Origin of the sequence: Amycolatopsis sp. FBCC-B4732 (assembly GCF_023008405.1) — a bacterium.
Taxonomy (GTDB): domain Bacteria; phylum Actinomycetota; class Actinomycetes; order Mycobacteriales; family Pseudonocardiaceae; genus Amycolatopsis; species Amycolatopsis pretoriensis_A.
Window position 1 is genome coordinate 3,683,622 of record NZ_CP095376.1, and the last position, 19,178, is coordinate 3,702,799.

General features: G+C 73.5%; 19 protein-coding genes. 10 read left to right on the top strand and 9 right to left on the bottom strand.

The genetic code is table 11. The annotated features are described in order from the left end of the window. Entirely contained in the window at nucleotides 1-207 is a 207-nt protein-coding gene (locus MUY14_RS15710) for an MbtH family protein (protein ID WP_125315379.1), read from the bottom strand. Continuing rightward, nucleotides 204-1,484: an MFS transporter gene (locus MUY14_RS15715; RefSeq protein WP_247023748.1), complete on the bottom strand. Its 1,281-nt coding sequence runs from the start codon at nucleotides 1,482-1,484 to the stop codon at nucleotides 204-206. Before MUY14_RS15715 ends, MUY14_RS15710 begins: the two co-directional genes overlap by 4 nt. A 166-nt stretch (nucleotides 1,485-1,650) precedes the next feature. Between MUY14_RS15715 and MUY14_RS15720 the strand changes: the two genes are divergently transcribed. After that, nucleotides 1,651-1,911: a hypothetical protein gene (locus MUY14_RS15720; protein WP_247023749.1), complete on the top strand. Its 261-nt coding sequence runs from the start codon at nucleotides 1,651-1,653 to the stop codon at nucleotides 1,909-1,911. Here the strand turns inward: MUY14_RS15720 and MUY14_RS15725 are convergent. From MUY14_RS15725 to MUY14_RS15740, 4 genes are read right to left on the bottom strand one after another with little or no spacing between them, the layout of a single operon-like run. Next, the gene (locus MUY14_RS15725; protein WP_247023750.1) at nucleotides 1,906-3,159 is read right to left on the bottom strand and encodes a glutamate synthase-related protein; all 1,254 of its coding nucleotides are present in this window, start codon (nucleotides 3,157-3,159) and stop codon (nucleotides 1,906-1,908) included. The two genes, MUY14_RS15720 and MUY14_RS15725, sit on opposite strands and share 6 nt — an antisense overlap. Then, entirely contained in the window at nucleotides 3,156-4,139 is a 984-nt protein-coding gene (locus MUY14_RS15730; RefSeq protein WP_247023751.1) for an asparagine synthetase A, read from the bottom strand. Before MUY14_RS15730 ends, MUY14_RS15725 begins: the two co-directional genes overlap by 4 nt. Before the next feature lie 31 nt (nucleotides 4,140-4,170). Then, entirely contained in the window at nucleotides 4,171-5,421 is a 1,251-nt protein-coding gene (locus tag MUY14_RS15735) for a methylaspartate mutase (RefSeq protein ID WP_247023752.1), read from the bottom strand. Beyond that, nucleotides 5,418-5,903: a cobalamin B12-binding domain-containing protein gene (locus tag MUY14_RS15740; protein ID WP_247023753.1), complete on the bottom strand. Its 486-nt coding sequence runs from the start codon at nucleotides 5,901-5,903 to the stop codon at nucleotides 5,418-5,420. Before MUY14_RS15740 ends, MUY14_RS15735 begins: the two co-directional genes overlap by 4 nt. A gap of 409 nt (nucleotides 5,904-6,312) precedes the next feature. Here MUY14_RS15740 and MUY14_RS15745 point away from each other — a divergent pair, with 409 nt between their 5' ends. The 4 genes from MUY14_RS15745 (at nucleotide 6,313) to MUY14_RS15760 (ending at nucleotide 12,624) form a co-directional block, all read left to right on the top strand. Continuing rightward, on the top strand, nucleotides 6,313-9,183 hold the full coding sequence (locus MUY14_RS15745; RefSeq protein WP_247023754.1) for a type 2 lanthipeptide synthetase LanM family protein: 2,871 nt from the start codon (nucleotides 6,313-6,315) through the stop codon (nucleotides 9,181-9,183). A 37-nt stretch (nucleotides 9,184-9,220) separates the two neighbouring features. Next, on the top strand, nucleotides 9,221-9,400 hold the full coding sequence (locus MUY14_RS15750) for a hypothetical protein (protein WP_160702386.1): 180 nt from the start codon (nucleotides 9,221-9,223) through the stop codon (nucleotides 9,398-9,400). Between the two features lie 93 nt (nucleotides 9,401-9,493). Then, nucleotides 9,494-9,667: a hypothetical protein gene (locus MUY14_RS15755; RefSeq protein WP_247023755.1), complete on the top strand. Its 174-nt coding sequence runs from the start codon at nucleotides 9,494-9,496 to the stop codon at nucleotides 9,665-9,667. Nucleotides 9,668-9,735: 68 nt separating this feature from the next. Further along, complete coding sequence (locus MUY14_RS15760) at nucleotides 9,736-12,624, top strand: helix-turn-helix transcriptional regulator (protein WP_247023756.1); 2,889 nt, start codon at nucleotides 9,736-9,738, stop codon at nucleotides 12,622-12,624. A gap of 18 nt (nucleotides 12,625-12,642) precedes the next feature. On the opposite strand, the gene MUY14_RS15765 is transcribed toward MUY14_RS15760, so the two are convergent. After that, entirely contained in the window at nucleotides 12,643-13,026 is a 384-nt protein-coding gene (locus MUY14_RS15765) for an ATP-binding protein (RefSeq protein ID WP_247023757.1), read from the bottom strand. A gap of 95 nt (nucleotides 13,027-13,121) precedes the next feature. On the opposite strand from MUY14_RS15765, the gene MUY14_RS15770 reads away from it, so the two are divergent. Next, nucleotides 13,122-13,733: a TetR/AcrR family transcriptional regulator gene (locus MUY14_RS15770; RefSeq protein ID WP_247023758.1), complete on the top strand. Its 612-nt coding sequence runs from the start codon at nucleotides 13,122-13,124 to the stop codon at nucleotides 13,731-13,733. 22 nt (nucleotides 13,734-13,755) lie between these two features. Here MUY14_RS15770 and MUY14_RS15775 read toward each other — a convergent pair whose 3' ends face one another. Next, nucleotides 13,756-14,313, bottom strand: a complete 558-nt coding sequence (locus tag MUY14_RS15775; protein ID WP_247023759.1) for a YceI family protein — start codon at nucleotides 14,311-14,313, stop codon at nucleotides 13,756-13,758. 105 nt (nucleotides 14,314-14,418) lie between these two features. Between MUY14_RS15775 and MUY14_RS15780 the strand changes: the two genes are divergently transcribed. From MUY14_RS15780 to MUY14_RS15790, 3 genes are read left to right on the top strand one after another with little or no spacing between them, the layout of a single operon-like run. Further along, nucleotides 14,419-14,907 carry a MarR family winged helix-turn-helix transcriptional regulator gene (locus MUY14_RS15780; RefSeq protein ID WP_247023760.1) on the top strand — a complete coding sequence of 163 codons (489 nt, stop codon included), beginning with the start codon at nucleotides 14,419-14,421 and terminating at the stop codon, nucleotides 14,905-14,907. Next, complete coding sequence (locus tag MUY14_RS15785) at nucleotides 14,904-15,887, top strand: glutathione S-transferase family protein (RefSeq protein WP_247023761.1); 984 nt, start codon at nucleotides 14,904-14,906, stop codon at nucleotides 15,885-15,887. Before MUY14_RS15780 ends, MUY14_RS15785 begins: the two co-directional genes overlap by 4 nt. 22 nt (nucleotides 15,888-15,909) lie before the next feature. Further along, the gene (locus MUY14_RS15790; RefSeq protein ID WP_247023762.1) at nucleotides 15,910-16,668 is read left to right on the top strand and encodes an SDR family NAD(P)-dependent oxidoreductase; all 759 of its coding nucleotides are present in this window, start codon (nucleotides 15,910-15,912) and stop codon (nucleotides 16,666-16,668) included. Nucleotides 16,669-17,038: 370 nt separating this feature from the next. Here MUY14_RS15790 and MUY14_RS15795 read toward each other — a convergent pair whose 3' ends face one another. After that, the gene (locus MUY14_RS15795) at nucleotides 17,039-17,971 is read right to left on the bottom strand and encodes a YafY family protein (RefSeq protein ID WP_247023763.1); all 933 of its coding nucleotides are present in this window, start codon (nucleotides 17,969-17,971) and stop codon (nucleotides 17,039-17,041) included. A 62-nt stretch (nucleotides 17,972-18,033) separates the two neighbouring features. On the opposite strand from MUY14_RS15795, the gene MUY14_RS15800 reads away from it, so the two are divergent. Next, nucleotides 18,034-19,176, top strand: a complete 1,143-nt coding sequence (locus tag MUY14_RS15800; RefSeq protein WP_247023764.1) for an epoxide hydrolase family protein — start codon at nucleotides 18,034-18,036, stop codon at nucleotides 19,174-19,176. Nucleotides 19,177-19,178 lie beyond the last annotated feature (2 nt).

Consider the following 19,178-nt stretch of genomic DNA (forward strand, 5'->3'; position numbering starts at 1 on the left):
TCAGCGCATCGCGGCGACGAGGCTCGCCGGGCGCAGGTCGGTCCAGTTCTTCTCGACGTACTCGAGGCAGGCGGCGCGGGTGTCCTCGCCGTGCACGGTCCGCCAGCCGGCCGGGACGTCCACTGTGGATGGCCAGAGCGAGTGCTGGTTCTCGGCGTTGACCAGGACCAGGAAGGTGCCGTTCTCGTCTTCGAAGGGGTTGCTCATGATTTCTTCTCCTCTGTGAGTGCGGCCCGGCCGAGTGCCGGGGTGGCGACGAGCAGGGCGAGCGCGACGAGCGCGACCGCGGCGTGGGCGAACATGGTGAGCGGGACGCCGAGCGCCTCGACCATGACGCCGATCAGCAGGTTCCCGACCGGCGTGGCGGCCAGGGTGAACAGCGCGAGGATCGACATCACGCGCCCGCGCATCTCCTTCGTCGACCACCGCTGGGCGAGGCTCACGAGCACGAGTGCGGTGAGGCCGGCGACCAGGCCGAGCGCGAAGAAGGCGGCGATGCCGACGGCGAGGTTCCCCGTGGCCAGCAAGGCGAGACAGCAGGCCTGTGCGGCGAGCCCGAAGGTGGCCAGCCGCCCGGCCTTTTCCCGCGGCGGCCACTTGACCGAGACGACGAAGGCGAGCGACGCCCCGAGCGTCATGGCGGTGAGCAGCCAGCCGGCGCCCCGGTTCCCGCCCAGCAGGACGAGCCCGAGGTTGATCGGCCCGGCACCGCTGAGTTCGAGCAGCCCGGTGACGATCATGGCGGCCCGCAGCGCCGGCCGCTTCGCGACGTAACGGCAGCCTTCGCCGACGTCCTTGGCCAGCTGCCGGACCTTGACGCGCTCCCGGGGTTCGGCCTTGGCGAGGGTCTTGGTGTTCCCGGCGGCGACGGCGGAGACGAGGAAGCTGACCCCGTTGACCGCGGCGACGACGACGAGCCCCCCGAGCCCGGCGAGCCACGACCCGAGCGCCCCACCGGCGGCCTGGCCCCCACGCACAGCGGCGAGGTAGACGGCGTTGCCGCGCACGAGGTGCTCGGGCGGCAGCAGGTTCGGCCGCAGCGCGTCGGAGGCCGGGATGAAGAAGGCACTGGCGACGGCCATGACGACGATCAGCCCGGCGAGGAGCGGCAGGGACGGCCCGGCGAGTAGCACGGCGGCGGCCCCGCCGAGCATGGCCCCGGCCCGGATCAGATCGGTGCCGATCAGCACCCGCCGCGCCCCGGTCCGATCGGCGACGGCGCCGCCGACCAGGAGGGTGATGACCTTGGGGAGCGAACCGAGCGCGAGCACGAGCCCGGCGAGCGCGGGCCCGGCGGTGCCGACGAGGGTGACGGAGAGGGCGATGAGCCAGACGGCGTCGCCGAAGGAGGAGAGCCCCATGGCGAAGACGAGCCCGAGGAAGGGAGCGGGCAGCGCCCGCGCCTTCGAGGTGCCGCCGCCTTCGGACGCGGTGGTGCCGCCGCCCGCGGTGGAGCCGCCGTCCGCGGCGGACGGCTCGGTCACAGAACCACCACTCGCAGCGGGCGGCTCGATCACGGAACCACCGACGGTGGAAGCACCCTCCGCGGCGGGCGGGGCAGTGCCCACGCCGGCGGCCGCAGCCACTGGCCCGCCCGCCGCAACGCCCGGCACGGCCGCAGCCGCAGCCGCGCGCGGCTCAGCTGCTGCGATGCGCGGCTCTGCTGCCGCGATGCGCGGCCCGGCTGCCACGGCGCGCGGCTCGGCCGCCGCGATGCGCGGCTCGGCCGCCACGATGCGCGGCTCGGCCGCCACGATGCGCGGCTCCGCTGCCGCGATGCGCGGCTCGGCCGCCACGGCGCGCGGCTCGGCTGCCGCGGTGCGCGGCTCGTCCACGGCGGTCACCACGCACCCCCCGCTGCCGCCGCCGTCGGCCGGGGTCGCCGCAGGGGTGCCGCGGCGCGGGTCATGACAGCACCTCGTGCGCCACTCGCTCCGGCGTGCCCGGGAACCACACGTCCTCCGGGGTCAGCGCGTCCGGCTGGTACTGGCCCAGTGCGCTGATCAGCATCCGCAGCTCCAGCGCCAGCGCCTCCGCGAACCGCACCAGGCCCGACTCCGGGTCCGTGTCCACCGCCAGCAGCGCCGCCCGGCCGAGGCCCGCCGCGCGGGCGCCCAGGGCGATGACCTTCGCCACCCGCGTGCCTTCCCACATCCGGCCCGAAGCCAGCAGGCAGCCCGCCGGGGTGCCGATCCGGGTCAAGCACTCCGCCAGCGGAAGCCCCACCGGCCCGAACGACGTCGGCGTCCAGCCCGAACCGCCCTCGGCGCCGTCGACCGTCACCGCGTCGGCGCCGGCCTCCCACGCCACCGCCGCCGCCGAAGCGACGTCGCGGCCCGGTGGGAGCTTCACCCACACGCCGGCGCGCGGGAAGTTGTTGCGCATCAAGCGGATCTGCTGCCGCAGGATCTCCGGCGTGAACGTCCCGGGTGAACTGCTACGCAGCACCGAAGACCCCAGGGAGAGGTCGACCGAGTACAAGGAAGCGAGCGAAGCGGCGGCAGCGGGATCCACCAGCGTCATCCCGCCGAGCCCCGGCTTCGCGCCCTGCCCGACTTTCAGCTCGAACGCCAGCCGCCCGGACTCCAGCAGCGGAGCCGCCGACGGGTCCGAGTACACGAGGTTCCAGACCTCCGCGTCCGCGTCCTCCGTGCTCTGCTGCACGACGACGCCGCCGAGGCCGTCCGGGACCGCGTCGCCGTACGCCCGCAGGCGCTCCAGCAGCGTGCCCGCCGAGGGACCGCCGGCCCGGCCGTGGCCGTGCACCGGGACGACGTTCTCGCCGATCACCATCGGGATGCCGAGCCGGGCGGCCTGCGCCGAAGCCGCCGCGCCCAGGCCGGCGCCCGCCACCTGCGTCGAGCCGAACGCCGACAGGTACAGCGGCAGCGAAGACGCGAACCCGCCGATCGACGCCGCCAGCGAGACGTCGCCGTACAGCGGCTCGCGGCCCAGCTCGATCAGCTTCTCCAGGCGCCGCGGGACGAACACCGGCGGCACCAGCCGCGCCGACTCCAGCAGATCCGCGGGAGCAGCGGAAGCCGCGCCGAACAGGGAAGTCCCGTAGGAAGAAGCGTCCGGGAACACCGCCGCGGCACCGTTCCGGGCCCGCTCCCGGACCTGGTCGGCGGGGAAACCGGCAGCGCTCAATGCGGTCACGGCGAGACCACCCCCGGCAGCTTCGGGAACGCCGTCGCCTGCCACACCGCGTCCAGCCCGGCCACGTACCGCGTGAACCGCTGCACCCCCAGGCCGAACCCGGAGCTGGCGGGAATGCCGGTGCGGACCAGGTCGAGGTACCACGCGTACTTGGCCGGGTTCTCGCCCGTCTCGCGCATCCGCGTGACGATCCGGCCGTAGTCGTGCTCCCGCTCGCTGCCGGAGCACAGCTCGCCGTACCCCTCCGGCGCGATCAGGTCGAAGTTGCGCAGGACACCCGGCGCCGAAACGCTTTCCCGGTCGTAGAACCCGCGCGAGCCCTTCGGGTAGTCGACGAGGAAGAACGGCCTCGCGTGCTTCTCGGACAGGATCGCCTCGCCCGCCCAGTCGATCTCGGCGTCCGCGCTCTGCGGGTGCCCGAGCTCGCGCAGCGTCTCGACGGCGGTCGCGTGCGACAGCCGGCCGAACGCGCCGCCGAGCAGGTCGGTGAACGCGCCCGAGTCGCGGCCGAGTGCTTCCAGCACGTCGCCCGCGTCCTCGACGACCCGGCGCACCACGTGCGCCACCAAGTCCTGCAGCAGGTCGAGCACGTCGTCGCGGGACGCGCCGGCGACCTCGACGTCGAGCTGGTGGAACTCGGCGAGGTGCCGGCTCGTGTTCGCCGTCTCCAGCGGCTCCAGCCGCACGTTCGGGGCGACGTAGAAGATCTTCGAGAAGCCGAGCAGCGACGCCTGCTTGTACAGGATCGCGCTGGTCATCAGCTTGTAGCGGTGGCCGTAGAAGTCGACGTCCACCTGCTTCGCGCCGCGCCCGCCCGGGTCGGTGACCGGGCCGATCACCGGCGGCAGCAGCTCGGTGAAGCCGCGGGCGCCGAGGAACGCGCGCGCCTCGGTGAGCAGCTTGTGCTGGAGGCCCAGCACGTGCCGGGTGGTCTCCGAGGTCAGGTGCGTGCGCGGGTCCGGCGGATCGGTGTGCTCCATGGCGTTCTCACTCCCAGCTGGTCGGGGCGGATCAGGACAGGACCGGGTCGAGCCTTCGGCGGTGGTAGGACAGGTCGGCGAGCAGCCGGGTCGCGCTGACCCGGTCGTCGCCGCGGCGGCCGCCGAGCGCGGGCGGCAGCGGCATCCGGCCGGTGTGCCACCACTGCAGGCGGCCTTCGTCGTCGAGCACGCAGCGGGTCTCGCCGCCGTTGTCGGGGTGCAGGCAGTACGGGACGTCGAGCAGGCCGCGCTCGAACGCCGCCGGCAGCGCCTCGGTCAGCGTCGGCGCGAGCGAGCGCACCTCGTCGACCAGCAGCCGGGCCTGGGCGTACACCTCGGTCTCCCCCGGCGGCCCGGCCGGCGCGGGTTCCGCCAGCGCGGTCGCGTGCGCCAGCTGCAGCGCCGAAATGTTCTCTTCGACGGTCGGGATCCGGTGCGCTTCCGCGGTGGTCTTGACGATCAGCCGCTCGGTGCCGGTCCGCACGGCCAGCCGGACGCTCTCGGCGACCAGCTCCCGCGCCCCGGCCGCGGACTCGGGGAACAGCCCCATGTAGGTGTAGAGCACCAGGTGGTGGTCCACGCCTGCCAGTTCCTCGGCGCACAGCCGCCGCATCGCCCACAGCGCTTCGGCGTCCTGCTCCGGGCTCGTCTGCTGCGCGTAGCTGGCCGACACGCTGCGCACACCGTGCTCGGCGAAGAACAGGCACTCCAGCACCGACAACGCGACGAGCAGCCCCGGCGGGCACAGCTGGCCGAGCATGCAGCCGCCGAAGCTCTCCAGGTGGCAGTCCACTCCCCGGTCGGCCTGCCCGGCCAGCAGGGACGCCGAGCGCGACCACGCCTTCGCCGCAGTCCGCAGCGGGACGCTGCTGTAGGGCAGGCAGTAGGACACCGGCCCGCCTTCGGAGGCGTCGAGGCCGGCTTCGAGCATCACGGCGAAGATGTCTTCGGGCTGCGCCGAGCCGTGGCGCACCTGGACCGGGAACCCGGGCAGGTCCGCCACCAGCCCGGCGGTGACGGCCGGGCCCAGCGCCACCAGCGGGAAGCCGTTGAGCGGGACCCCGGACTGGACGGACATCGCGGCGAGGTCGTGCTGCCCGGTGCGGGTGTAGCTGTCGAGCGTCACCGTGCCGACGGCCGGGACGCCGGCGCCGGCCACCGCGCGCAGCCCGCGTCGCATCGCTTCCGGTTCCGAGAATCCCATCCGCGGCTGGACGACGAGCGTCCGGCGGCGGCGGTGCTCGGCCACGAACGCGCTGAACACCGACCGGGCAGCGGTCACCGCAAGGTCCGGATGTTCGCGGCGACGAACTCGCGGAACGACTCGATCGCCTGGCCGGAGTCGCCGGCGCCGACGTGGAAGACCGCGTCGTAGCCCAGCGCCAGCAGCTCGGCCTCCAGCGCGCTGTTCGCGTCGCCGTGGACGCCGAGCTTGCCGCCGATCACGGCGGGCAGCCCGGCCAGGACGGCGTCGGAGCGCAGCGCGGAGATCACCCGGGCGCCGTCGACGTGGCCGTGGCCGTTGATGGTGCTGATCACCAGGCAGTCCGGCCGCTCGTCGTGGCACGCGGCCAGCAGCCGCCCGACCGGGACGCAGGCACCGAGGTTGACGACCTCGTGGCCCATTTCCTCCATGATCAGCTGGAGGGCGACGAGGTTCCACATGTGCGAGTCGGACTCGACGCTGGACAGGACGAACTTCAGCGGGGGCCCCGCGGACACGGCGGGCCGGTCCGGGGTCTGCTCGATCTGGAAGGTGGTCATCGTGCGTCGCTCCCTGTGCGTTCGGGGAACGTCCGCGGTGCGGGCCGCGAACTTCTCACGACGAATCGTCATCGGCCGGCGCCCGGCGCACATGGGTGCGGCGGCCCCGCATTCCCGCGCCGGTCCCGCCCCCGGTCCGCCTCGCGCGCGAGCGTCGCGGCCGCGCGCGCGAGCGCGGAGTCCGGTGCGCCGAAGGTGCCCCGCATGGGGGATCACGCCGCCGCAGCGCCGCCCGGACCCCCGCCCAGCCCGCCCGCCGGACGGCGCAACCGCCCCGTCCGAACGGTCCAATCCCCCACTTCGCGACCAGGCCTTTCCCCGCGCGGTCCCCCATGAGCCCCCAGAACGCGCCCATGCCGCGCGGGAATGCGGGCGTAGCACCCCCATGTGGTCCGCGTCACCCGCTGGCATGCTCGATCCCGTGATTCCCCCGCAGCCGAACCCGGCGACCACGACGCTCCCGCCCACCTGGTGGGCGGCCGGGCTGACCCCGCACGAGCGGCGCCCCGGTGGCACCCGCCCCGCGTGGGTGGACTTCGCCGAGGCCGCACTTTCACGTGAAAGTGCGGCCCCCAGGTCGGCACTTTCACGTGAAAGTGCCGACTGGCGGACGGCGTTCGCCGCGGTGTTCCGCCCCTTCACCGACGCGGTGCGCGTCGCGATCGCCGGTGCCGCAGCGGGTTCGCCCGCCGTCGACGCCGCGCCGGTCGCCGACGGCTGCGCCGCGCAGCTCGGTCACCAGCTGGCCGGCCTCGCCGCCCGCACCCTGGTGCTGGAGCTCGGCCGGGTGCGGCACAAGGGGATCCTCGACGGCGAGACGCCGCAGGCGCGCTTCGCCGACTTCGTCCGCCGGACCAGCACCCCCGCGGGCCTGACCGACCTGCTGCACCGCTACCCGGTGCTCGCCCGGCTCGCCGCGCAGGCGTCGCTGCACGCCATCGCCGCCGCCACCGAGCTGCTGGCCCGGTTCGACGCCGACCGCGTGGCGCTGGCCGCGTTCGTCGGCACCGATCCCGGCCCGCTGGTCGAGGTCAGCGGCGGCACCGGCGACGCGCACCAGCGCGGCCGCTCGGTCCGCGAACTCCGGTTCGCGAGCGGCGCGCGGGTCGTCTACAAGCCGCGCCCGCTCGACCTGCACGCGGCGTTTACGGCGCTGGCCGGCTGGCTCAACCCGCGCGTCCCCGGCCTCGAGCTGCAGACGGTCGACGTGCTGGCCCGGCCCGGCTACGGCTGGCTGCGGTTCGTCGAGCACCGGCCGTGCGCGGACCTCACCGAGGTGGACCGCTTCTACCGCCGCCAGGGCGTGCTGCTCGCCCTCCTGCACGCCCTCGACGGCACCGACGTGCACTTCGAGAACATCATCGCGGCCGGCGACCAGCCGGTGCTGATCGACATCGAAACGCTGTTCCAGCCGGTGCTGCCGGCCGAGAGCGGCGAAAGTGACCCGGCCGCGGAGCTGCTGGCCCGCTCGGTGCACCGCACGATGCTGCTGCCGCAGATGATCGTCGGCGAGCACGGTGCGGTGGACATCTCCGGGCTCGGCGGCGGCCGCGCGGCGGCCCCGGCGCTGGAGCGCGTCGACTGGCTCGACGCCGGCACCGACCGGATGCGGCTGGTCCGGGTGCCCGGCGGCATCGGCACCGGCGTCAACCGGCCCACCCTCGGCGGCGTCGACGTCGAACCGGCCGAGCACGGCGCCGCGCTGCTGGCCGGCTTCCGCGCCGGGTACGACGCCATCGCCGCCGGCGCGACCGAGTTCGCCGCCCTGCTGGCAAGCTGCGCCGGCGCGGGGGTCCGCGTCCTGGTCCGCCCCACCAGCTTCTACACGCGGCTGCTCGACGAGACCACGCACCCGTCGCTGCTGGCCGACGCGGCCGCCCGCGACGAAGCGTTCGGGCTGCTGCACGACGACAGCACCGACGACGTCCGACGCGCGCTCGTCGCCGCGGAGCTGACCGACCTGTGGGCGGGCGACGTCCCGATGTTCACCGGCGAGCCCGGCTCCGCCGACGTCTGGGACACCGAAGGCAACCGGCTGGCCGGCCTGCTCGGCACGACGCCGCTGGCGTCGGTGCGGGCGAAGGTCGCCGGCATGACCACGATCGACCGCCGCGACCAGGAGTGGCTGATCTCCGCCGCGCTGGCCACCCGGCCCGCCGCCGAGACCCACGCCGGCAGCGGCGTCAGCGACGGCATCCTGCCGAGCAAGACCCCCGAGCCCGCGCACCTGCTTTCCGCCGCGTGCGGCGTCGCCGACGCCATCATCGCCCGCGCCTGCACGGCGGACGGGCGCGTCAACTGGGTCGGGCTGGAGCTCGTCGACGAGAAGTACTGGACCGTGCTGCCGATGGGCGGCGGGCTCGGCGAGGGCTACCCCGGCGTGGCGCTGTTCCTCGCCCAGCTCGCCGAACTGACCGGCATCGACCGCTACCGGGACCTGGCCGGCAAGGCCGTTTCCGGTCTGCCGTCGCTGGTTTCCGCGCTCGAAGCCGACCCGGACCTCGCCGAAGCGGCCGGGCCGGGCGGCCTGCTCGGGCTCGGCGGCGTCGCCTACGCCGCGGCCCGCCTCGCGCGGCTGCTCGACCGGCCGGACCTGCTGGACCTCTGCGCGCGCACGGTCGCGGTGATGCCGGCTCCGACGCCGCGGACGTCACCGCGGTTCACCACCGGGCTGGCCGGCGGCCTGGTCGCGCTGCGCTCGGTCGCCGCGCAGACCGGCATGGACCTCGCCACCGTGCTCGCCGGTGCGTACGCGGCCGAGCTCGCGAGCCGCTCCATCGACCCCGATCTCGCCGACCCCGGGTTCGCGCACGGCGCGGCCGGCGTCGACTGGGCCCTGTCCGGGCACCCGCGCGAGACCGCGACCCTGCCGCCGGCGAAGGCCGCGACCGGGCACGGCTGGTGCTCCGGCCTGGCCGGCCAGGTGCTCGCCTACGCCGACGACCCGGCGGTGCTCGGCGGCCTCGACGAGCAGGTCCGGCGCCTCGCCGCCCAGGAACCGCTGCGCGACCTGTCCCTGTGCCACGGCGAAACCGGCATCACCGACGTCCTCGGCGTGCTGGCCGAAACCGGCCACACCGGCGCGGAAGCCGCGCTCGCCACCCGGACCGGCCTGCTGCTGACCGCCGTCGAACAGGACGGCGCGCGCTGCGGCACCCCCGACGGCGTGCCCTCCCCCGGCCTGCTCACCGGACTGGCCGGGATCGGCTACGGCCTGCTGCGGCTGGGTTTCGGCCCCCGCGTCCCGTCCGCCCTGCTCTTGCGCCCCCCGACCCGCTGAACCGCACCCGCCCCACCTCACGAGGAGAGAACCACAGATGCGCGAAACCACGACCGAGACCGCCGAAGCCACCGTCGGCGCCCTGGTGCTCCCGCGGGCGAACCACGCCGGCGCCCGCAACCAGGCGCTCGCCGGCACCCGGCCCCGGCTGTCCGGCGTCACGCTCGACACGCTCGGTTCGCCGACCGTCGTCACCAACGGCACCTTCGCCCTCTGAGTCCCGGTTTGCCACGCCGGTCTTCACGGCCGGCTTCGCCGAACAGCTTCCGTTTCACCCAGCACGACTACTACCGAGAGTGGAGCCACCTGCATGACCGAGCACGACTTCGCCGGCACGGACAACCCGATCGGCGACTTGACCCTCCCGACTTCCTCCCGCACGGGCGCGCGCAACCACGCGCTGTCCGGCAAGGCGGCGCGGGTCAGCCAGAACTCCCTCACCACCATGGACATCACGGTCGTCACGGGCAATTTCCCCGGATAGTGAGACGATCACCGCGTCGGTAATTCGACCTACGCCCGGAGGACGCCCGTCCGGTTATAGTGACCGCGATGGGCATCCGATCGACGCGCCTGATCGGGCGCGACAGGGAGCTCGGCGCCCTGTCCCAGGCTCTGGAGAAGGCCCGCACCGACCACGGTGGGGCCTTCTTCCTTGTCGGTGAAGGCGGGATCGGCAAGTCCCGGCTCGCCGCCGACGTCGCCGCACGGGCACTGGCGACCGGGCTCCCCGTGCTGCGTGGACGAGCCAGCTCGATCGGCCCGATGGTGCCGTTCCGGCCGCTGGCCGAAGCCCTGCTGTCGCACTTCCGCGGCGGCCACCCGCCCGCGGCGCCCGAGCTCGACCCGCTCGTGCCGGTGCTCGCCCGGCTCGTGCCCGACTGGTACCGCGGCGACCGCCCGCACGACAACGGCAACCTCCTCGTCCTGGCCGAGGCGGTGTTCCGGCTGCTGTCGGTGGCCGGGCGCGAAGGCGGCTGCCTGATCGTGCTGGAGGACCTGCACAACGCGGACGCCGAAACGCTGTTCATCGTCGAGTACCTCGTCGACAACCTGGCGTCGAGCCGGGTGATGCTGATCGGGACCCTGCGCAACGAACCCGGCGAGGCGCTGCGGCTGGCGACCGCGGCGGCGCAGCGCTCGGCCAGTCACACCTTCGAGCTGACCCGGCTCGACGCCGAGCGCACCCGGGACTTCGCCGCCGCCTGCCTGGAAACCGAGCCGGCCGCGGTGCCCACCGCCGTCGCGAACCTGTTGTGGCAGAACAGCGAAGGCGTGCCCTTCGTCGTCGAGGAGCTGCTGCACGGCATGGTCACCGACGGCCTGCTCGTCGGCGGCGCGAACGGCTGGCAGGTCGTCGGCGAACTGCAGGCCCGCGTCCCGGAGGCGCTGATCAGCAGCATCGCCGCGCGCGTCGACGCACTCGGCGCGGACGGCGAGACGCTGCTTTCGGTGGCCGCTGTGCTGGGCCGGCGGTTCCCGCTGTCGGTCGTGCAGGCGGTGACCGACATGGACGACCGCATGCTGCACAACCACATCAGCGCGAGCGTCGCCGCGCACCTGGTCACCACCGACGAGACCACGCCCGGCTGGTACGCCTTCCGCCACCCGCTCACCGCGGAGGCGCTGCTGGCCCGGCTCGTGCCGTCGACGAAGGCGAACCTGGCGCGCCGGGCCGCGGACGCCGTCGAGCTGCTGCACCCGGGCCTGCCCGGCGAGCTGTGCGCGCTGGCCGCGGCGCTGCGGCTGACGGCGATGGACCACCCCGGCGCCGGGCGGCTGTTCGCCGAAGCCGGCCGGCGCGCCCTCGACGGCGGTGCCGCCGACACGGCGGTGACCATGCTGACCCGCGCCGTCGACCTGCTGGCCACGGCGAGCCCCGACGACCGCGCCGACGCGCTGGAGTCCCTGCTGCACGCGCTGGGGCAGACCGGGCAGTTCGACCGCGCCGTCGAGTTTTCCGCTCGTTTCGCCGAGATCGGCCGGCTGGAGCGGGCGGTCGACCTGCACGTCCAGCTGGCGTGGGCGGCCTACATCGGCGGCCGGCACGACGAGTGCCTCAACCAGATCGAGCAGGCCCGCGCCCCGCTCGGCGGCGAGATGACCGAGGAGCAGAAGGCGGGCCTCGACGCCGTCGAAGCGACGCTGTGGCTGGACGTCCCGGGCCCGGCGCACACCGAACGCGCTCGCCTGCTGGCCGAGCAGGCGTGGGAGGTGGCCGAGCGCGCCGGCGTGCCGTTCGTGTCGTGCCAGGCGTTGCAGGTGCTCGGCATGGTGGCGCTGGAGACGGACCTGGCGGAGGCCGAGCGCTACCTGCAGCTGGCGCGGCGGCTGGCCGAACGCCACCAGCTGACGCACCTGCGCACCCAGGTGCTGGTCCGCCTCGGCGGGCACCGGATGCTCGCCGAGGGCGACGTCCGCACGTTCGACCTGGCCCGCGCGGAGGCCCAGCGCACCGGCGCGATCACGCTCACCTGCGCGGTCGACGCGAGCCGCGCGGTGCACGCGGTGATGCGCGGCGAGTTCGCGCAGGCGGAGAAGATCCTCGACGAGAACCTCGCCGTCCTCGGCCGGCTCCGGCTCGTCGCGCTGCTGCAGTACACGCACATGACCCGCGCGATGGTGGCCGCCCACCAGGCGGACCGGGTCCGGATGGAGCAGGCGCTCGACGACTTCCGCGCCGAGGGCGGCAACAGCGCGCAGGAGATGGTGCTCAGCGTCGGGCTGGCGCAGGTGTTCTGCTCGCTGCTGGAGGAGGACGCCGAACGAGCCCGCCGCGAGCTGGCGCAGGTGCTGGCCCTGGAGGAGCGCCAGCCGAGCCGCTTCCACCTGGCGGGCCAGCACGGCCTGCGGCTGCTGGTCGAGGCGCTCGACGGCACGGCACCGCCCGAGCGGCCCCCGGCGGCGGTCAGCGGTATGCGCTGGAACCGCCAGTTCGTCCTGCTGGGCGACGCGGTCCGCCACGGCCGCGCCGGGTCCCCGGAACTCGCCGACGAAGCGGTGGCGGCGGCGATCGAGGCGGCGGCGCCGTTCCCGATGAGCAGGCACCTCGGCCTGCGCATGGTGGCGGAGTCCGCCGCGGCCGACGGCTGGGGCGACCCGGTGACGTGGCTCAAGGAAGCGGAGGAGTACTTCCACCAGGCGGACGTGACGGCGGTGGCGAGCGCGTGCCGCGGGCTGCTGCGCAAGACCGGCGTCGCGGTCGGCCAGCGCCGCACGGGCTCGGACCGCCTCCCGGCGGGCCTGCGCTCGGCGGGGGTGACCGTCCGCGAGTACGAGGTGCTGCAGCTGCTGGCGGACAACATGGGCAACAAGGACATCGCCCGGCGGCTGCACATCTCGCCGCGGACGGTGGAGAAGCACGTGGCCAGCCTGATGGCGAAGTCGAACCTGCAGAACCGCAGCGCGCTGACGGAGTACGCGCGCAACACCCCGCACTGACCGCCGCCCGGCGGGGCCTCAGGTGCCGATCGGGATCTCCGCCCAGACCGTCTTGCCGCCGTCTCGGCGGTGGAAGTGACCGTGTCGGCGGCTGCACGCGGCGACCAGCTTCAGGCCGGTGCCGACCGGGGCCACGTCGGGCGCCGCCGGGTCGAACCACGCCGCTCCGCCGGAGTCCTCGATACCGATCCACACCGTCGAATCCGCGCACGTCAGCAGCGCGCGCACCGGGCCGATCGCGTGGCGGACCGCGTTCGCGGCCAGCTCCCCCGCGATCAGCACGACGTCCGCCGCGATCTCGTCCGGCACTTCGTCCGCCGTGGCCAGGCGCTCGCGCACCCAGTCGCGCACCCGGCGGACCTGGGCGGGTTCCCTGTCGAACACGAACTTGTCCAGCAGCATGATTCCCTCCCCGGGGCCGGGAAAACGATTCCCCATCCGCGGGGTTCCGCACACCTCTCCGGGCCGGAATCGCCCGAACGGACTAGATTGGACCCGTGAGTCCAGCCACCAAGCAGCTGACCGCCAAGGGCGCGGCGACGCGGCAGCGGATCGTCGAAGGCGCGGCGGAGGAGATCCGGGAGCGCGGCGTCGCCGTCACGACGCTGGACGACGTCCGGGCGCGGACCGGCACGAGCAAGAGCCAGCTCTTCCACTACTTCCCCGGCGGCAAGGAAGACCTGCTGCTGGAAGTGGCCCGCTACGAAGCGGATCAGGTGATCGCGGCCCAGCAGCCCCAGCTGGGCGGGCTGACGTCGTGGGCGGCGTGGCGGCGCTGGCGCGACACGGTCGTCTCGCACTACACCGAACGCGGGCAGCACTGCCCGCTCAACGTGCTGATCTCCCAGCTCGGCCGTGCGACACCGGGCGCGCAGGCCGTCGTCGGCGAGATGCTGGAGCGGTGGCGGCAGGAGATCGCGGCCGGCATCCGGCACCTGCAAGCGGCCGGCGAGGTGGCCGCGGACACCGACCCCGAACGCACCGCCGCCGCCCTGCTGGCGGGGATCCAGGGCGGCGTGGTGGTGATGCTGTCGACCGGGCGCATCGACCACCTCGAAGCGGCGCTCGACGTCGGGATCGAAAACCTGCGGGCGAGCGGGAACCGGTGAGCCCGGTCCCCGCTCGGCGAAGTCAGGCGTTCTTGATCGCGGAGATCTCGAACTCGAGGGTGACCTTGTCGCTCACCAGCACGCCACCGGTCTCGAGGGCGGCGTTCCAGGTGATGCCGTAGTCCTTGCGGCTGATCGTGGTGGAGCCTTCGAAGCCGATGCGGTCGTTGCCGAACGGGTCCTTCGCGGAGCCCTCGAACTCGAACGGGACGGTCACCGAGCGGGTGACGTCCTTGATGGTCAGGTCGCCGGTGACGTCGAAGGAGGTCTCGCCGGTCTGCTTGACCTCGGTCGAGGTGAAGGTGATCTGCGGGTACTCGTCCATCGACAGGAAGTCGTTGCTCTTCAGGTGCCCGTCGCGGTCCGCGTTGCGGGTGTCGATGCTGTGCGCCTGGATGGTCACCTGGACGCTCGACTTCTCCGGCGCGTCGCCGTCGATCGTGGCGGCACCGGTGAACTCGTTGAAGCTGCCGCGCACCTTGGTCACCATGGCGTGGCGGGCGACGAACCCGATCCGCGAGTGGGCGGCGTCGAGGGTGTATTCGCCGGTCAGCTGGGGGTAGGTGGTCGCGCTGGTCATCGCTGTTCTTCTCTCCTCGTGGCGGCCCCCGGGTGATTGAGGGTTCAACGACACTCTACTCACTTTGGCTGGTTGCGCAAGCAAGCTTTCGGTAGAGTCGCCGGTATGGGTGATCTTTCCGCGCTCGACACCGGAGAAGCCGCGTTCTGGCGGTCGCTGATCCGCGTCACGACCGTGCTCCCGCGCGCCCTGGAGGACCAGTTCCTGCCGGAGACCGGTCTCACGGTCAGCGACTACGGCGTGCTCGTCGCGCTGTCGGAAGCCCCGGACCACCTGCTCCGCATCTCCGCGCTGGCGGCGACGACGGCGTTGTCGCTCAGCCGGATCAGCCGGGTGGTCGACGACCTCACCCGCCGCGGGCTGGTCGAGAAGCGGCGCTGCAAGGAAGACGGGCGCGCATCCAACGCCGTGCTGACCGCCGCCGGATTGGCCAGACTGGAGGCGGCGTTCCCGAGCCACCTGGCCCGCGTGCGGGCTTCGGTGTTCGACCACCTGAGCGCCGAGGACATCCGGGCGGCCGGGCCGGTGCTGGCCCGGCTGGCCGCGGTGCTCGACGCCACTCCCCCGACCGACGAGGAGCCGAGGACGCGATGAGCGACAAGGGCGAGTACCAGCGGGACCTGAACTACCTCCCGGACCGCATCACCGCCGACGGCCGCGACGGCTGGCCGGTCGAACCCGGCCGCTACCGGCTGGTCGTGGCCCGTGCGTGCCCATGGGCGAACCGCGCGGTGATCGTCCGGCGGCTGCTGGGCCTGGAGCCGGTGCTTTCGATGGGCATCGCCGGGCCGGTGCACGACGAACGCAGCTGGAGCTTCGACCTCGACCCCGGTGGGCGCGACCCGGTGCTCGGCATCGAGCGCCTGCAGGAGGCGTTCTTCAAGCGCGACCCGCAGTACCCGCGCGGCATCACTGTGCCCGCGTTCGTCGACGTGCCCACCGGCCAGGTCGTCACCAACGACTTCGCGCAGATGACCCTCGACATGTCGACCGAGTGGACGGCGTACCACCGCGACGGCGCGCCCGAGCTGTACCCCGAGAAGCTGCGCGACGAGATCGACGACGTCGCGCAGAAGGTGTTCACCGACGTCAACAACGCGGTGTACCAGTGCGGGTTCGCCCGGTCACAGGAGGCGTACGAGCACTCCTACCGCAAGCTGTTCGCCCGGCTGGACTGGCTGTCGGAGCGGCTCGCGGGGCAGCGGTACCTGGTCGGCGACACGATCACCGAAGCCGACGTCCGCCTGTTCACCACGCTCGTCCGGTTCGACGCGGTCTACCACGGCCACTTCAAGTGCAACCGGCAGAAGCTGACCGAGCTGCCGGTGCTGTGGGCCTACACGCGCGACCTGTTCCAGACGCCCGGGTTCGGCGACACGATCGACTTCCCGCAGATCAAGGAGCACTACTACGTGGTGCACGAGAACGTGAACCCGACCGGGATCGTCCCGCTCGGCCCGGACACCTCGGGCTGGCTGACCCCGCACGACCGCGAGCAGCTCGGCGGCCGCCCGTTCGGCGACGGCACCCCGCCGGGCCCGCCGCCCGCCGACGAGCGGGTGCCCGAGCTGTAGTTCCCGGGCTACGGTGATCGCCATGGAACGCCTGCGCGATCGCCGGATCCTGGTCACCGGCGCCGGTTCCGGCATCGGCCGGGCCACCACCGTCCGCCTGGTGGCCGAGGGGGCGCGGGTCGTGGCCACCGACGTCAAGGGCCTCGAAGACCTGCCCGCGCTCGAGACGCTGACGATGGACGTCGCCGACGAAGCCGCGGTGACCGCCGGAGTGGCCGCGGCGACCGAGGTCCTGGGCGGCCTCGACGTCCTGGTCAACGCGGCGGGCATCCTGCTGGCGTCGCACACGCACGAGACGTCGCTGGAGCTGTGGAACCGGGTGCTGGCGGTCAACCTGACCGGCACGTTCCTGGTGACGCGCACGGCCCTGCCGGCACTGCTGGCCGCCGAGAAGGGCGTGGTGGTCAACTTCAGCTCGACGTCGGCTTCGTTCGCCCACCCGTACATGGCGGCGTACAGCGCGAGCAAGGGCGGGATCCAGGCGTTCACGCATTCCCTGGCCCTGGAGTACGGCAAGCAGGGCCTGCGCGCGGTGAGCATCGCCCCGGGCAGCGTGAAGAGCGGCATCACGGACTCGGCGGCGAGCTGGCTGCCCCAGGACATCGACTTCACGCTGTTCGGCCGGCTGCTGCCGATCCTGCCGACGGGTCTGACGACGGAGGTCGGCAACGCGGTGGCCCGCCCGGAGGCGGTGGCGGGAGTGGTGGCGATGCTGGCTTCGGACGACGGCGAGTTCATCACGGGCACGGAGATCCGTGTGGACGGCGGAACCCACACCTAGACCGCCGGGGCTCATCTCCTGTCCCCGCCTGGGGCGTGTCTGGCAAAGCCCTGGTCCGGGAACTCACGGCCCGCGGATCACCCTCGATGAACAGGCCTTGTCGCCGCGAGCACGGTCGGGCCGGGCTCGCCCGCGGCCAAGCCGAGCGACGCGCAGATACCGCATGAGATGCGGGAACATCGGTGCGTCCCCTGCCTGGCCGCCGCGGGAGCGGCCGATCGCGTGGTCAGGCGGCTCGGTGCGCAGATCCGTGTAGTTCGACCCAGCCTCCTGTGAGGCGCGTGATGTTCGTGGCGTGCTGATGCGCCCGCGCGATCGTCGAATCGACCGACAGCATCCCAGCGACCAGCAGACACTTTGTCGGCCCCGTCTAGGTGGCGGCTGCGTACCTCGCCGAAAGCGCCCGGAGGCGCTCCGCCAGCTCAGGGGGTGACTCCACCTCGAACGGCACGTCCACCATCCCCACCACGAACGCCACGACGTCCCACGATTCCGAGGCCAGCTCCCACCGGCACGTCCGCTCGTCGATCGGCGTCAGCTCCCCCTCCACCCGCCCCGCCAGCTCCGACGCCGGCGCGTGGACCTTCAGCCGCGCGCGCAACGGCCACATCTCCCGGCCCATCGTGCGCTTCAGGTACGCCGTCAGGTCGCCGTCCGGCGGTTCGCGGTGGCCGAAGCGAGGTCCGTTGGGCGTGCGAAGGGCCAGCCGGTCCGTGCGGAACGTCCGCCAGTCCGCGCGGTCGGTGTCCCAGCCGACCAGGTACCAGCGGCGGCCCCACGAGACCAGGCGGTGCGGCTCCACCGAGCGGCGGGACTCGCGGCCGTCGTGGCTCACGTAGTCGAAGCGCAGCGTCTCCGCCGCTCGGATCGCCGACGAGACCGCCGTCAGGACCTCCGCCGCCACCACCGGGCCGCGGGCCGGGAGGGCCAGCACGCTCGCTTCCAGTGCGGCCACGCGGTGGCGCAGCCGGGACGGCAGGACCTGCTCGACCTTCGTCAGCGCCCGCAGCGACGCCTCCTCCAGCCCCGAGACGCCGCCCGCGTGCAGGCCGACCACCACCGCGACCGCTTCGTCGTCGTCGAGCAGCAGGGGTGGCAGTTCCGCGCCGGCGCCCAGGCGGTAGCCGCCGATCGGGCCCAGCGCCGCGTGGACCGGGTAGCCCAGTTCGCGCAGGCGGCCGACGTCACGGCGGATCGTCCGGGTCGTCACGCCGAGGCGTTCGGCCAGGTCGGTGCCGGACCAGTCGCGGTGCATCTGGAGCAGCGACAGCAACCGCAGCAGGCGGCCGGGGGTTTCGCGCATGGTGCGGAGTCTGCCCGATGATGAGGACCGTTCCTGTCCTACACGGACGAGAAGGTGCGCTCATGGATCCCTTCCGCATCGACGTCCCGCAGGCCGGCCTCGACGAGCTGCACCACCGCCTCGCCCGCACCCGCTGGCCGGGCGAGCTGCCCGGCGCCGGCTGGGGGTACGGCGTCAGCGAACCCCACCTGCGCGAGCTCGCCGAGTACTGGCGCACCGGCTTCGACTGGCGGGCGCAGGAAGCGCAGCTCAACGCGTTCCCGCAGTTCACGACCACGATCGACGGCCAGCGCGTGCACTTCCTCCACGTCCGCTCGCCCGAGCCCGGCGCGAAGCCGCTGATCATGACCCACGGCTGGCCGAGCACCGTCGCGGACTTCCTCGACGTCCTCGGTCCGCTCACCGACCCGCGGGCCCACGGTGGCGACCCGGCGGACGCGTTCCACGTCGTCGCGCCTTCGGTCCCCGGTTTCGCGTTCTCCGGCCCGACCGGCGAGCCGGGCTGGAACACGCGCCGGACGGCGCGGGCGTGGGCCGAGCTGATGCGGCGGCTGGGCTACGAGCGCTACGGCGCCCAGGGCGGTGACTTCGGCAGCATCGTCTCGCCCGAGCTGGGCCGGGTCGCGCCGGAGTCGGTGATCGGGGTGCACGTCAACGCCGTCGCGAACGCCGGGGTGCCGACCGCGCCGGGCGACCTCGAGCGACTGTCCGAAGAGGACCGGAAGCGGGCGCGGGAGAACGAAGCCTGGTGGTACGCCCACTCGGGGTACGCCACGCAGATGGCCACCCGCCCGCAGACGCTGGCCTACGCGCTGAACGACTCCCCCGCCGGGCAGCTCGCGTGGAACCTGGAGTGGTTCGTGGACTGGGACCCGGCCGCCACGCGGCAGGCGCCGGTCTCCCGGGACGCGATCCTGACCGACGTGACGATCTTCTGGCTCACCGGCACCGCGGGCTCGGCGGCGCGCCTCTACCTGGAGGCGGCCCAGGACGGCTGGGGCGAGCGCCCGCCACCGTCCGGCGTCCCGACGGCGGTCGCGAACTTCCGCGGCGACCACGCGCTGCGGGGCCTGGCCGAGCTGTCCAACACGGTGACGCGGTGGACGGAGTACGACGACGGCGGGCACTTCGCGTCCCTGCAGGCGCCGGACGTGCTGGTGCGCGACATCCGGGAGTTCTTCCGCGACCTCGACCTCCGGTCCTGACG

What these genes read in the sequence shown, in the direction of transcription:
- MUY14_RS15760 (WP_247023756.1), top strand. Translation starts at nt 9,736, where the DNA reads ATGGGCATCCGATCGACGCGCCTGATCGGGCGCGACAGGGAGCTCGGC.
- MUY14_RS15720 (WP_247023749.1), top strand. Translation starts at nt 1,651, where the DNA reads ATGCGCGGCTCTGCTGCCGCGATGCGCGGCCCGGCTGCCACGGCGCGC.
- MUY14_RS15745 (WP_247023754.1), top strand. Translation starts at nt 6,313, where the DNA reads ATGCTCGATCCCGTGATTCCCCCGCAGCCGAACCCGGCGACCACGACG.
- MUY14_RS15740 (WP_247023753.1), bottom strand. Translation starts at nt 5,903, where the DNA reads ATGACCACCTTCCAGATCGAGCAGACCCCGGACCGGCCCGCCGTGTCC.
- MUY14_RS15790 (WP_247023762.1), top strand. Translation starts at nt 15,910, where the DNA reads ATGGAACGCCTGCGCGATCGCCGGATCCTGGTCACCGGCGCCGGTTCC.
- MUY14_RS15775 (WP_247023759.1), bottom strand. Translation starts at nt 14,313, where the DNA reads ATGACCAGCGCGACCACCTACCCCCAGCTGACCGGCGAATACACCCTC.
- MUY14_RS15780 (WP_247023760.1), top strand. Translation starts at nt 14,419, where the DNA reads ATGGGTGATCTTTCCGCGCTCGACACCGGAGAAGCCGCGTTCTGGCGG.
- MUY14_RS15765 (WP_247023757.1), bottom strand. Translation starts at nt 13,026, where the DNA reads ATGCTGCTGGACAAGTTCGTGTTCGACAGGGAACCCGCCCAGGTCCGC.
- MUY14_RS15730 (WP_247023751.1), bottom strand. Translation starts at nt 4,139, where the DNA reads ATGGAGCACACCGATCCGCCGGACCCGCGCACGCACCTGACCTCGGAG.
- MUY14_RS15710 (WP_125315379.1), bottom strand. Translation starts at nt 207, where the DNA reads ATGAGCAACCCCTTCGAAGACGAGAACGGCACCTTCCTGGTCCTGGTC.
- MUY14_RS15750 (WP_160702386.1), top strand. Translation starts at nt 9,221, where the DNA reads ATGCGCGAAACCACGACCGAGACCGCCGAAGCCACCGTCGGCGCCCTG.
- MUY14_RS15795 (WP_247023763.1), bottom strand. Translation starts at nt 17,971, where the DNA reads ATGCGCGAAACCCCCGGCCGCCTGCTGCGGTTGCTGTCGCTGCTCCAG.
- MUY14_RS15785 (WP_247023761.1), top strand. Translation starts at nt 14,904, where the DNA reads ATGAGCGACAAGGGCGAGTACCAGCGGGACCTGAACTACCTCCCGGAC.
- MUY14_RS15755 (WP_247023755.1), top strand. Translation starts at nt 9,494, where the DNA reads ATGACCGAGCACGACTTCGCCGGCACGGACAACCCGATCGGCGACTTG.
- MUY14_RS15800 (WP_247023764.1), top strand. Translation starts at nt 18,034, where the DNA reads ATGGATCCCTTCCGCATCGACGTCCCGCAGGCCGGCCTCGACGAGCTG.